This is a genomic window from Celeribacter halophilus (genome assembly GCF_018860305.1).
Taxonomy (GTDB): Bacteria; Pseudomonadota; Alphaproteobacteria; order Rhodobacterales; family Rhodobacteraceae; genus Celeribacter; species Celeribacter halophilus_A.
On sequence record NZ_JAHKPE010000031.1, the window covers coordinates 631,731 to 644,086 of the forward strand.

General features: G+C 60.2%; 12 protein-coding genes. 8 read left to right on the forward strand and 4 right to left on the reverse strand.

The window, feature by feature from the left end:
- Positions 1 to 18: 18 nt before the first annotated feature.
- Positions 19 to 480 (reverse strand): GatB/YqeY domain-containing protein, encoded by a 462-nt coding sequence (locus tag KO492_RS14915; protein WP_216045669.1) that lies wholly within the window; start codon positions 478 to 480, stop codon positions 19 to 21.
- A gap of 213 nt (positions 481 to 693) precedes the next feature.
- Here KO492_RS14915 and carA point away from each other — a divergent pair, with 213 nt between their 5' ends.
- On the forward strand, positions 694 to 1,857 hold the full coding sequence (gene carA / locus KO492_RS14920) for a glutamine-hydrolyzing carbamoyl-phosphate synthase small subunit (protein ID WP_216045670.1): 1,164 nt from the start codon (positions 694 to 696) through the stop codon (positions 1,855 to 1,857).
- Between the two features lie 200 nt (positions 1,858 to 2,057).
- Complete coding sequence (locus KO492_RS14925) at positions 2,058 to 4,235, forward strand: glycosyltransferase family 2 protein (protein ID WP_216045671.1); 2,178 nt, start codon at positions 2,058 to 2,060, stop codon at positions 4,233 to 4,235.
- A 32-nt stretch (positions 4,236 to 4,267) separates the two neighbouring features.
- Here the strand turns inward: KO492_RS14925 and KO492_RS14930 are convergent, their stop codons facing one another.
- The gene (locus KO492_RS14930; RefSeq protein WP_216045672.1) at positions 4,268 to 4,912 is read right to left on the reverse strand and encodes a GntR family transcriptional regulator; all 645 of its coding nucleotides are present in this window, start codon (positions 4,910 to 4,912) and stop codon (positions 4,268 to 4,270) included.
- A gap of 177 nt (positions 4,913 to 5,089) precedes the next feature.
- Here KO492_RS14930 and KO492_RS14935 point away from each other — a divergent pair, with 177 nt between their 5' ends.
- From KO492_RS14935 to KO492_RS14945, 3 genes are all read left to right on the forward strand, one after another.
- Positions 5,090 to 5,740, forward strand: a complete 651-nt coding sequence (locus KO492_RS14935) for a pyrimidine 5'-nucleotidase (protein ID WP_216045673.1) — start codon at positions 5,090 to 5,092, stop codon at positions 5,738 to 5,740.
- A 128-nt stretch (positions 5,741 to 5,868) separates the two neighbouring features.
- Positions 5,869 to 6,078 carry a hypothetical protein gene (locus KO492_RS14940; RefSeq protein ID WP_216045674.1) on the forward strand — a complete coding sequence of 70 codons (210 nt, stop codon included), beginning with the start codon at positions 5,869 to 5,871 and terminating at the stop codon, positions 6,076 to 6,078.
- A 111-nt stretch (positions 6,079 to 6,189) separates the two neighbouring features.
- A complete protein-coding gene (locus KO492_RS14945) occupies positions 6,190 to 7,410 on the forward strand; it encodes an FAD-dependent monooxygenase (RefSeq protein ID WP_216045675.1) in 1,221 nt (406 codons plus the stop codon).
- Positions 7,411 to 7,533: 123 nt separating this feature from the next.
- Here the strand turns inward: KO492_RS14945 and KO492_RS14950 are convergent, their stop codons facing one another.
- On the reverse strand, positions 7,534 to 8,664 hold the full coding sequence (locus tag KO492_RS14950; RefSeq protein ID WP_216045676.1) for an aminotransferase class V-fold PLP-dependent enzyme: 1,131 nt from the start codon (positions 8,662 to 8,664) through the stop codon (positions 7,534 to 7,536).
- Positions 8,665 to 8,855: 191 nt separating this feature from the next.
- The gene (locus tag KO492_RS14955; protein WP_303578315.1) at positions 8,856 to 9,644 is read right to left on the reverse strand and encodes a transglycosylase SLT domain-containing protein; all 789 of its coding nucleotides are present in this window, start codon (positions 9,642 to 9,644) and stop codon (positions 8,856 to 8,858) included.
- 129 nt (positions 9,645 to 9,773) lie between these two features.
- Here KO492_RS14955 and gatB point away from each other — a divergent pair, with 129 nt between their 5' ends.
- The 3 genes from gatB to KO492_RS14970 all read left to right on the forward strand — a co-directional run bounded on the left by gatB (position 9,774) and on the right by KO492_RS14970 (position 12,354).
- Positions 9,774 to 11,291, forward strand: coding sequence for an Asp-tRNA(Asn)/Glu-tRNA(Gln) amidotransferase subunit GatB (gene gatB, locus KO492_RS14960; RefSeq protein WP_216045677.1), 1,518 nt, complete (start codon positions 9,774 to 9,776; stop codon positions 11,289 to 11,291).
- A 57-nt stretch (positions 11,292 to 11,348) separates the two neighbouring features.
- Positions 11,349 to 11,834, forward strand: coding sequence for a thioesterase family protein (locus KO492_RS14965; protein WP_216045678.1), 486 nt, complete (start codon positions 11,349 to 11,351; stop codon positions 11,832 to 11,834).
- Between the two features lie 91 nt (positions 11,835 to 11,925).
- Complete coding sequence (locus tag KO492_RS14970; protein ID WP_216045679.1) at positions 11,926 to 12,354, forward strand: DUF4177 domain-containing protein; 429 nt, start codon at positions 11,926 to 11,928, stop codon at positions 12,352 to 12,354.
- The last annotated feature ends 2 nt before the right edge of the window (positions 12,355 to 12,356 follow it).

The window sequence follows — 12,356 nt, forward strand, 5'->3', positions numbered from 1 at the left end:
GTCTCAATCGGCAGGTATTCAGCAGCCCAGCTTGGCCTTCACCAAGGGGCCGGCAGCACCGAAATCCATCTGGCCGGTGTATTTGGCTTTCAAGACGCCCATCACCTTGCCCATATCGCGGATGCTTTCCGCGCCGGTCTCGGAGATTGCCTCTTCGACCGCTTTCGCAACTTCTTCTTCGTTCAACTGGCGCGGCAGGAATTCCTCGATCACGGCGATCTCGGCGCGTTCCTTTTCCGCCAGTTCCAGACGCGCACCTTCTTCAAAGGCTTTCGCGCTTTCCTGACGCTGTTTGACCATCTTGCCGAGAATTCCGAGAACGTCATCGTCAGAGACGACCACCTCTTCTCCCTCGCCACGAGACGCAATCTCACGATCCTTTATGGCAGCGTTGATCAGGCGCAGCGTGGTCAAGCGTTCGCTGTCCTTTTCCTTCATTGCCGTTTTCAGTGCGGCATTTAACCGGCTTCGCATATCCATATGGGCCTCATCCCCTAGGTCACATTGCAAGAGGCCAACATAGCGAAAGCCTCCCCCAAGCTCAACCACTCATCGCAGACGCTAACATTTCGCGTAACCCATTGAAAAAATAGGGCTTCATATTTCACGGGAAAAACACACACGAAACCTTGACGCTGCGCGTCCCATTCCTTAGGTTCCGGCCAATTTTGCCCCTATCAGGAGAGTCGTGCCATGGCATCTGGTCTACAGTCCGGAAATCCAACCGCTTGTCTGGCTTTGGCCGATGGCACCATCTTCTACGGAAGAGGCTTTGGTGCCACCGGAACGACCACAGCAGAGCTGTGCTTCAACACCGCAATGACCGGTTATCAGGAGATCATGACCGATCCCTCCTATGCCGGCCAACTCGTCACCTTCACCTTCCCGCATATCGGCAATGTCGGTGTGAATACCGAGGATGACGAAACCGCCGATCCGGTCGCCGCAGGCATGGTGGTCAAATGGGATCCGACCGATCCCTCGAACTGGCGTGCGCAGGAAGAACTTGGCCCGTGGCTGGCCAAGCGTGGCCGCATCGCCATGGGAGGCGTCGACACCCGCCGTCTCACCCGCGCGATCCGTCAGCAAGGCGCGCCCCACGTTGCAATTTCCCACGACCCCGAGGGCAACTTCGATATCGAAGCTCTGGTCAAACAGGCGCGGGACTTCTCCGGCCTTGTCGGGCTTGATCTGGCGAAAGACGTCACCTGTGCGCAAAGCTATCATTGGGACGAAATGCGGTGGGCATGGCCCGACGGCTTCCCCAAGCGCGAAGGAAAAGGCTTCAAGGTTGTCGCCGTAGACTTCGGTGCAAAGCGCAACATCCTGCGTTGTCTGGCAAGCGCGGGCTGTGATGTAACCGTGCTTCCGGCCACCGCCACCGCCGAAGAGGTTCTGGCCCACAATCCCGATGGCGTGTTCCTGTCCAACGGTCCGGGCGATCCGGCGGCCACGGGTGAATATGCCGTGCCGATGATCAAGGAGGTGCTGGCCAAAGACCTGCCCGTCTTCGGGATTTGTCTCGGCCACCAGATGCTCGCGCTGGCACTCGGGGCCAAAACGATCAAGATGAACCACGGCCACCACGGTGCGAACCATCCGGTCAAAGACCTCGGCACAGGCAAGGTTGAAATCACCTCCATGAACCACGGGTTCACGGTGGATGCGCAAAGTCTGCCCGCAGGTGTCAAGGAAACCCATGTCTCCCTCTTTGACGGGTCCAACTGTGGTATCGCAGTCGAAGGCAAACCGGTTTTCTCGGTGCAATACCACCCCGAAGCCTCTCCGGGTCCGATGGACAGCTACTACCTGTTCGAACGCTTCGCAGCCGCAATGGCGGAACGCGAAAACGCCTGAGCCGCGCAGCGTTCACAGATCAGAGGATACGAGAAGGCGGGAAGTTTCCCGCCTTTTTGCTGTCTTTTACGATCATCCGGCACTTTCATTGTCAGACTTTAACGTCCTGTTAACCAAGCCTGTTCCAATGTCCAGCCATCGGCGCATCCGCCCCGAAACATGGCCCACGGACGAGAACAAGGTGACGAATGTCTTTTGACATGCCCCAACAGATACCGGCGTTGCAGAGCCTCGACACCCCTGTCGCACCGCTTGTGCTGACAAGGGCCCAGCGCGTGTCCCCTCGCCCCGCCGCAAGGTCAAAACGCAAACCCGTGGGCCAGATACTGGTGGAGATGGGCGCGCTTGATCCGGACGACCTGCTGCGTGCCGCATCCATGCGCCAACGTGAGGATGCGCGTATCGGGGACATCCTTCTGGCTCATAATATGGTCAGCGAAAACGCGCTTTTCACCGCCCTGTCCCGTCAGTTCAAGGCCGAGATCGCGCAGTTCGACCGTTTCCCGCCCGATGTGCGCCTCATCGACCGGATCGGGGCCGATGAATGTTTGCGACGCGGGATTTTGCCGTGGCGGCAGGTCGGAGGCAGCGTTCTCATCGCCTCCTGCCGTCCCGAACAGTTCGACGAGCTGCGCCCGCGCTTAACCGCGCTGTTCGGCCCCGTGCGTCTGGCGGTGACATCGGAAACCGCTCTGCATGACGCCCTGTTGCGCTCACGCCAGCGCAAACTGGCCACACAGGCAGAGACCCGCGTCGCCGCGCATGAAAGCTGCCGCGAGATGGACATTCGCAAACTGACACGCATGATCTCCGGTCTGGCGGTGCTCGGCGTGATCCTCGCCCTGATCTCCCCCCTGTCGGCAGGCATTCTGCTCACGTCATGGGCGGTGATCACTCTGGTCATCTCCGTCGCTCTCAAGATCAGCGCCGCCGTCGCACAGGCCAAAGTCGCACGTCACCGCCAGACCACCTTTGCTAGCAGCCGCAAGCAAACGTCCCTTCCCACCATATCGGTCATGCTGCCCCTGTTCAAAGAGCGCGAGATCGCCACTCGTCTCATCAAACGCATATCGCGCCTGAATTACCCTCGTGAGCTTCTCGACGTCTGTCTGGTCGTCGAAGAGGATGACACCGTGACACAAGAGGCCATCGCCGGCACGGAACTGCCGCGTTGGATGCGTCAGATCATCGTGCCGCGCGGCGGGGTCAAAACCAAGCCCCGCGCCCTGAATTTCGCGCTCGATTTCTGCCGCGGCTCAATCGTGGGCATTTATGACGCCGAAGATGCGCCCGAGCCCGAACAGCTTCACAAGGTCGCCGCGCATTTCGCGCAGGCGGGGCCGGAGGTGGCCTGTGTTCAGGGGATTCTCGACTTCTACAATGCGCGCACGAACTGGCTGTCGCGCTGTTTCACAGTCGAATATGCAACATGGTTCCGTGTGATCCTGCCCGGATATGAGCGAATGGGGCTGACCGTGCCTTTGGGCGGCACCACTCTGTTTTTCCGCCGCGATGCGATCGAGGAACTCGGCGGCTGGGATGCCCATAACGTGACCGAAGACGCCGACCTCGGCATTCGTCTGGCCCGTCACGGCTACCGCACGGAGCTTTTGCACACGGTGACCGAGGAGGAAGCGAATTGCCGCCTCTGGCCGTGGGTCAAACAACGCTCACGCTGGCTCAAGGGCTATGCGATGACCTATGCAATGCATATGCAGCACCCCCGCAAACTCCTGCGCGATCTTGGGCCATGGCGGTTCTTTGGCGTGCAGGCCCTGTTTCTGGGGGCCCTGTCGCAATTCGTTCTGGCGCCGTTTCTCTGGTCCTTCTGGCTCTTCCCCTTGGGACTGCCGCACCCGATGCGCGCCGTATTGCCGCATGAACTGGTGATCGTTCTCGGCGCGATTTTCCTTCTGTCGGAAGCCATCACCGTTGCGGCGGGCATGGTCGCGACCTCAACGCCCAAACACAAATGGCTCTGGCCTTGGGTGCCGACGCTGCATTTTTACTATCCGCTTGCCACGCTGGCCGCGCTCAAAGGTCTCTGGGAAATGGTGTCGAAACCCTATTACTGGGACAAGACCGCGCACGGGATCGACGATCTGGGCTTTCATGACGATCAGGACGCCACCGCTCCGCAAAGCACTCCACAAACCGGACAGGTCGAGGTCAAAACACCGGCAAACCATCCCGAACAACCCCGAAGCGCCATCGCCCCGCTCATCCTCTATACAAAGAGCGACAGACCACACTTGCGGGAAGTAGCCGAAGCCGCACAGCCCTATGCCTTTGACACTCAGGATAGAGAGGCCGACGACCTGCCCCTCTATCGGGGCAGACGCCTGACCTTCGGGCTGGACCTGACGGCGCATCCCTGACGGCCCGACATGGCGCAAGCATAGCTCGCGGTTCATCGCACCTTTTCGGCGTCGATTTTCAAACGGGTGACGAAGGCTTTCGAAATGTGATCCGACAGCGCCTTATGCGCCGCCTCCCCGTCGCCCGCCTCAATGGCGGACACGATGAGATCATGCTCCTTGATCGCCTCTTCCCCACGCCCCTCCGCCGCCAGAGAAGTGCTCGCCAGCAGCGCCATAGAGCGGTGCACCAGATCAAGCTGCTGCACGAGATATTTGTTATGCGAGGCAAGGTGGATCTGCTTGTGAAACCGGCGGTTGGCCCGCGACATTTCCTCGGGCTGTCCGATGAGGGTGCGGTCGGCTTCCACCATATCGCGCATCACGCGCACTTCTTCGGGCGTCGCATGACGCGCCGCCAGTCGCGCCGCTAGTCCTTCTAGCTCGGTCCGCACGACATAGAGATCCGCCATTTGATTGTGATCGAGCGATGCCACGATCAACGAACGTCCGTCCCGTGTCAGCATCGACTGGGTTTCCAGCCGCTGCAACGCCTCGCGAATGGGCGTGCGGGACACCCCGAACCGTTCAGCCAGCTCGCTTTCGACCAGCCGGTCTCCGGGGCGGTAAATGCCCGTATCAATGGCCTCGAGGATCATCTGATAGGCATCTTTCTGACTTATACGCGTGTCATTCATCTCGCGGGCCTCATGTCTCGCTCTGGCTGTTTCCGGACTGGCTGTCACGCACCGACAGGGGTGCGCGGGCGCAGGCCCGAACCATAGACAGGGCATCCCCCTGCGATCAAGCGCTAACATCAGCGCAGACAGTCTGTCGGCTTGCACAATGCGTCGCGCAGGCCTAACACGGGGACCATGGTAGCCAATCAATTCTCGCATGTGAAAACCTGGGTTTTCGACCTCGACAATACGCTTTACCCGCCTGAGGCGGCCCTGTTTGCGCAGATCGAGGTCAAGATGACCGATTGGGTCGCGCGCGAACTCAAGGTCACAGCCGAAGAGGCCAACAGGCTACGTCATGAATACTGGCGCGACTATGGCACCACCCTGTCGGGCATGATGGTCAAGCACGGCACCGACCCGCTGCCCTATCTGAGCTATGTGCATGACATCGACTTTTCCGGACTGACGCGCGATGCCGATCTGAAAGCCGCAATCACCGCGCTTCCGGGGCGCAAGATCGTCTATACCAACGGTTCCGCCCCCTATGCCGAACGGGTTCTGGAGGCACGCGGTCTCACCGGAATTTTCAACGCGGTCTACGGAATCGAACATGCCGAATTCCATCCGAAGCCGCAGCCGCTGGCTTTTGACACCGTGTTGAGCCGTGACGGGATTGCCCCCAAAGTGGCCGCCATGTTCGAAGACGACCCGCGCAATCTCGAAGTGCCGCACCGTCTGGGTATGAAAACCGTCCATGTCGCACCGGCCCCGCTGGACCCGCCCGCGCCGCATATCCAACATCACACCCGCGATCTGGCCAAATTCCTGCGCGCACTCACCTGAGCGGAACCACGCCTCTTCCGCCCCGGCCTTGCCCCTAAACGCGCCCCTGCGTCAAACTGCCGCCGTGACCGGTTGCCTCGCGCCTCCTATCAGGACCGGAACAACCACGCAAAATCCGGAGATCGCACATGGCCGAAGCTGCCGCAGACCATACCTCGCACGATGAGCTTATCGCCTCCACCCGTGGCGTCGTTCTGTTTCTTCTCGCTGTTGTCGTCGTCATCGCGGCGGTGATTTACGGCATGTTTGCCATTGGCCCGTGGGTTCTGGGCGTAACAGCCGTGGCCACAGTTCCCGTGATCTATGTCGTGCTGATCCTTCTCACGATGGGGCAATAAGGCCCACTGTCTCCGACATGAGACAGACTGTCCTTGGACAATCCTCTCTTTTGCACCTATCTCTTGGACACGAGCCGAGCAGACACGACCCGAGGTGCAAAGGAGACCCCCATGGCCGAAACCTCTCTCCCACATGACAGCGTCGACGTGCTGGTCTCCGGTGGCGGAATCGCCGGACTGATCGCAGCTGCGGCTTTCGGGGCCTCAGGTTTTAAAACCCTAATGGTCGACCCCACCCCGCCCGTCGTGACGGGCCACGAGGCCAGCTCGGACCTGCGCTCCACCGCTTTTTTGCGCCCCGCGCGTGACCTGTTCGCAAAGATCGGCATCTGGGAAGCTCTTGCCCCTCATGCCACCCCCTTGGAAGCCCTGCGCATTGTGGACACCGTGTCCGGCGAGACCGGTCCCGAGATTCGCACGGAACGTCAGTTCGAGGGCCGAGAAAGCGCCGACGAACCCTTTGGCTGGAACTTTCTCAACTGGGTCATCCGCCGCGAACTGGCGCGCGCGGTGCCGGATATTGCCAATGTCGAACTGCGCTACGGTGTCGGCTTCAAAACCATGCTGACCCGCACCAGCGAGGCGCGCGTCACCCTTTCCGATGGTGCCACGGTCCGCGCAAAACTTGTGGTCGCCGCCGACGGGCGCAATTCACCGGTGCGCGAAGCAGCCGGCATCGGCGTCAAAACCACACGCTACGGCCAGAAATCACTGGCCTTCACCGCCACCCATGAATTGCCGCATCATAATGTCTCCACCGAAATTTACCGCGAAGGCGGTCCCTTCACCATGGTGCCCCTGCCCGACATCGACGGCAAACCGGCCTCAGCCATCGTCTGGATGAACAAAGGCCCCTATGCGACCGAATTGCTGAACATGGATATCGAAGCCTTCAACGCTGCCATGACCGACCGTTCCGCTGGCCTCTATGGCTCACTGAAACTGGCCTCCGGTCGGGGAATTTTCCCCATCATCACACAACTGGCAGACCGCCTCTCCGGCGAGCGCGTGGCGGTGATTGCCGAGGCCGCGCATGTCTTGCCGCCCATCGGGGCGCAAGGGCTGAACACCTCGCTCAATGATCTCGCAGAACTCCTGACGCTCTCGGAAAACCATCGCGGCGATCTGGGCGGGCAGGAGATGCTCGACACCTTTGCCAGAACCCGCCACCGCGACATCGCCGCGCGGGCCAAAGTGGTGGACCTGTTCAACCGGGTTGTGCGCTCCGAAGATGAAATCCTGCGCACGGTGCGCCTCTTGGGCCTCAAGGCCGTCCACGACCTGCGCCCCGTGCGACGCAAGGTGATGAAGGCGGGGCTGGGGCCGATCTGACACCGACCGGTTTCACATCAAAGGAAGACCGTCTCCTTTGCTGCCCCAAATACTCAAAAGACACGTTCTGCCAAATGGCCCGCGCCTATGAGTATTTATGTGCAGCATAGGAAATAGGGACGCTTAGCCCAGAACCGCGTCAAGAGCGGTCTCAAGCCGACCTACGGTTGCATCCACGTCATAGAGCTTATCGAGCCCGAACAGCCCGAGCCGGAATGTCGAGAAGCCCTCACCCTCGTCGCATTGCAGAGGCACACCCGCCGCGATCTGAACGCCGTGGGCGGCAAAGGCCGCGCCGGTTTTGATCGCTGGGTCATCCGTGTAGCACACCACCACACCGGGAGCCTCCACACCCTCTGCTGCGACCGATTTGAAGCCGCGCTCTGCCAGCAACGCCCGCACGCGGCGTCCCAACTCCCACTGCGCGTCCGACAGCTTGGCAAAGCCGTATGCTTTTGTCTCAAGCATCGCATCGCGGAAGGCGCGCAGGGCATCTGTCGGCATGGTGGCGTGATAGGCGTGCCCCCCGCCCGTATAGGCCTCCATGATCGTCAGCCATTTCCCCAGATCAATGGCAAAGGACGAGCTTTGGCGGGCTTTCACCACGTCGCGCGCATGTTCGGACAGCATAACGAGCCCCGCCGAAGGTTGCGCGGACCAGCCTTTTTGCGGGGCCGAAATCAGGACATCAACGCCGGTGTCTTTCATATCCACCCACGCACAGCCCGAGGCAATACAATCCAGCACCATCAGACCGCCATGGGCGTGAACCGCTTCGGCCAGTGCGCGGATATAGGCGTCGGGCAGGATCATCCCCGAGGCGGTTTCCACATGCGGGGCAAAAACGGCGGCGGGTTTGGTTTCGTGAATTTTGGCGATGGCTTCTTCCAAGGGCGCAGGCAGGAACCCTGCATCCGGCTCATTGCCGACGCGGCGGGCTTTCAGCACGGTCTGAGAGGCCGGAATATCGCCTGCCTCGAAAATCTGGGACCAGCGGAAAGAAAAGAAGCCATTGCGGATCACCATCACATCCTCGCCCCCTGCGATCTGGCGCGCGACGGCCTCCATCGCATAGGTGCCGCCTCCGGGCACCACCACGGCTGTATCCGCCGCGTAGACCTCGCAAAGCGTGTCGTGAATGTCCGTCATCACCTTTTGAAAGGTTTTCGACATATGGTTGAGGGAACGGTCGGTGAAGACCACCGAAAACTCGAGCAATCCGTCGGGATCGATATCTGTGCGCAATGCGGTCATGGGGTCCTCCTTAAAGCGTTTCGCGAAAGCCCGAGTGCAGGTTTTCGGGGCGCGCCGTGGCTGTATCGGGCTCAAAAGAGCACCGGACGTGCGAAAAAACAAGGCGTTATATCGGAGCGACTGGGCCTCCCGAAAATCGTAATTTCAGCGCGGGCGCTGCGGGAAACTTCCTGCCCACCTCACTCGGCCTGTCACTCTATAGTGACGCTTTCTTTCGTGACGCTTTGCGGCTCAAGTGCCGCCTCGACATCAAAGGCCAGATCGCCGCTGGCCGACACAGGGCGCGGCAATGGCAGGGGAGAGCTTTTCAGCATGGGGCGGCAAAAGGGCTGGGCCGCGAGCCAGCGCCGCATGTCTTCGCGTTTGCGGGCGGAGTGAAACGGCCCCCAGTCAGCCGCGACGCCGCGCATGCCTTGACTGACCACCTGATCCCGCGCCACGGTTTTGTTCATGATCCGCACCGCACAGGACAGGTTCATCGCCCCGTCCTTGAGCGCCTCGCCCGTGCCTGCCCGACAGTTATAGTGCCGTGCGGTTGCAGGGGATATCTGCACCAACCCGAACCAGCGCCCGCCGCCACCGACCGCCGCCTCCCGCCATGTGCTTTCGTGATAGGACAAGGTGGACAACAAGCCCGCCCAGAACGCCGCGCGTCCGCTTTCGTCCTGCGTGGCATAGCCCGGACACCACGAAGAGATGTCGTGAGGGACGGTTTTGATCAGGGTCTGGCCGTGACCTGCCACAGCTTTCATCGCCGCGCGGGTCCATGCCGGCCCCTTGTTCTGGGACTTCCAGCGCAATTTCGGAATACGGATTTCATAGGGGCGCGGCTTGGGAATCACACTGACGGTCAAGGGCGGGACCGGAGCCGACATGGTGGAGGCGGTTTCGGAGGCGGCGGCTTTTGTGCCTGTACCCAGCCCTGCACTCAATGCCAAAGCCGCAGCCAGACCAACGATCCCGTTCGAACACCTTATCACAGCACACAGCCCTTCATAATTTCCCTATATATGCCCGTTCATCACCGTCTTTGCAAAGCCCGCCCTCTTGCCCATCGGCCACAGAGCGCCTAGAACGCGGGAAAGTTCGACCAGATCAGGGACATGCCTATGCTCGACCATCTCGAATATGCCGCACCAAAGGTAAAAACCATTGCAGGTGCGAAAGAGGATTGGGAACTCGTCATCGGGATGGAGATTCACGCGCAGGTTGCCTCCGAGGCAAAGCTTTTCTCCGGCGCCTCCACACAATTCGGCAGCGAGCCGAACTCGAACGTGTCTTTCGTGGATGCGGCCATGCCGGGCATGTTGCCGGTCATCAACGAATATTGCATCGAACAAGCCGTGCGCACGGGGTTGGGCCTGAAAGCCGACATCAACCTGTTCTCCGCCTTTGACCGCAAGAACTATTTCTACCCCGACCTGCCGCAGGGCTACCAGATTTCGCAGCTTTACCACCCGATCGTGGGCGAGGGTGAAGTGCTTGTGGACATGGAACCCGGTGTGGCGCGTCTCGTGCGGATCGAACGCATCCACCTTGAGCAGGACGCGGGCAAATCGATTCACGACATGGACCCCAACATGTCCTTTGTCGACCTCAACCGCACGGGTGTGGCGCTGATGGAGATCGTCTCGCGCCCCGACATCCGCGGCCCCGAAGAAGCCGCGGCCTATGTCCTCAAACTGCGCCAGATCCTGCGTTATCTGGGCACCTGTGACGGCAACATGCAAAACGGCAACCTGCGGGCGGACGTGAACGTGTCGGTCTGCCGTCCCGGCCAATACGAGAAATATCAGGAAACGCAGGACTTCTCCCATCTCGGCACGCGCTGCGAGATCAAGAACATGAACTCCACGCGGTTTATCCAGATGGCCATCGACTACGAGGCCCGTCGCCAGATCGCCATTCTCGAAGATGGCGGCGAGGTGGATCAAGAAACCCGACTGTATGACGCGGCCAAGAACGAAACCCGTTCCATGCGCTCGAAAGAAGAAGCACATGACTACCGCTACTTCCCCTGCCCCGACCTCCTGCCACTGGAGATTGAACAGGAATGGGTGGACGAGATCAAAAAGGGCCTGCCCGAACTGCCTGACGAGAAAAAGGCACGGTTCGTCAAAGACTTTGGCCTGTCCGAATATGACGCGGGCGTGTTGACCGCTGACACGGTGAATGCCGACTATTTTGAAAAAGTGGTCGCCACCGGTGAAGATGGCAAGCTCTCTGCCAACTGGGTGATCAACGAATTGTTCGGTCGTCTGAAGAAAGACGACAAGGACATCGAAGACTGCCCCGTGACGCCTGAACAACTGGGCGAGATCGTCAAGCTGATCAAGGCGGATACGATTTCCGGCAAGATCGCGAAAGACCTGTTCGAGATCGTCTACACCGAAGGTGGCGATCCGGCGCAGATTGTCGAAGAGCGCGGCATGAAACAGGTGACGGATACGGGTGCAATCGAGGCCGCCGTCGATGAAATCATCGCTGCCAACCCCGCGCAGGTCGAGAAGGCCAAAGCCAACCCGAAACTCGCGGGCTGGTTCGTGGGACAGGTGATGAAAGCCACCCAAGGCAAGGCCAACCCGAAAGCGGTTGACGCGCTGGTGAAAGAAAAACTCGGGCTTTGAGCCGAAATTGATCCATCAAGCCGCCCCACGGGGCGGCTTTTTCATGTGAGCTTGTCCATGCCGCTACCCGCGCCACATATCTCCTCGCTCATAGAGGTTCGCCCGGACTGGGTAGATTACAATGGCCATATCAACATGGCCTATTATGCCGTTATCATGGATCAGGGCGGAGACGAGATTTATCCGCATATCGGTCTGGGCGAAACCTACGCCAAGACCGCCCGCCACACGACCTACACGGCGGAAGGGCACATCTGCTACAAACGCGAGTTGAAACTGGGCGACCGCGTGCGGGTCCACACCCGGCTACTCGATTTCGACACCAAACGTATGGTGCTGTTCCACGAAATCCACCACGAAAACGGTTGGATCGCGGCCACGGCAGAAGAACTCCTTTTGCATATCGATATGTCAGGCCCGTGCGTCGTGCCCTTTCCGCCAGAGATATCCGCAAAACTCTCTGCACTTAAAGAAGCACACAGCCACCTGCCCTGTCCCGCGCAAGCAGGTCGCTCCATCTCGCTCAAGAACAAAGCTGCGTGATCCTCCGCCGATGCCCGCGCACTTCCGGCGCATGCTATTGACGCGACCGGACACTGCGCTACACCATCCCCGAAAGCGCAAGGAGATCACGATGCCCCGATACGAATATCTGACCATTCCCGCACCGCGCAAAGGTGAGAAAGCCAAAGGGATCAAAACCTCCGAAGGCCGGATCGCACAAGCCATGCAAAGCCTGCTGAATACGAAAGGGGCAGAGGGATGGGAATATCTACGCGCCGATCTTTTGCCGATGGAAGAACGTGCGGGGATCACCTCGAAAACCGTGAACTATCACACCGTTCTCGTCTTTCGCCGCGAAATGGACGAGGCGCGCCTCATCGCAGCCAGCCTGCGGACCGAGGAGACCACTGCCCCCGCCCGCAAATCCCTTGCCGCAGATCGGGATACTCCGCCGCCGCCTGTGCCCTTTCCGGCCCAAGCCGCAAAAGGTGCAGGGGCTGACGCGCGCAAGCTGGACCCTGACGTGGCCGAGGAGATTGCCGAAGACCGCGAATCCTGAGC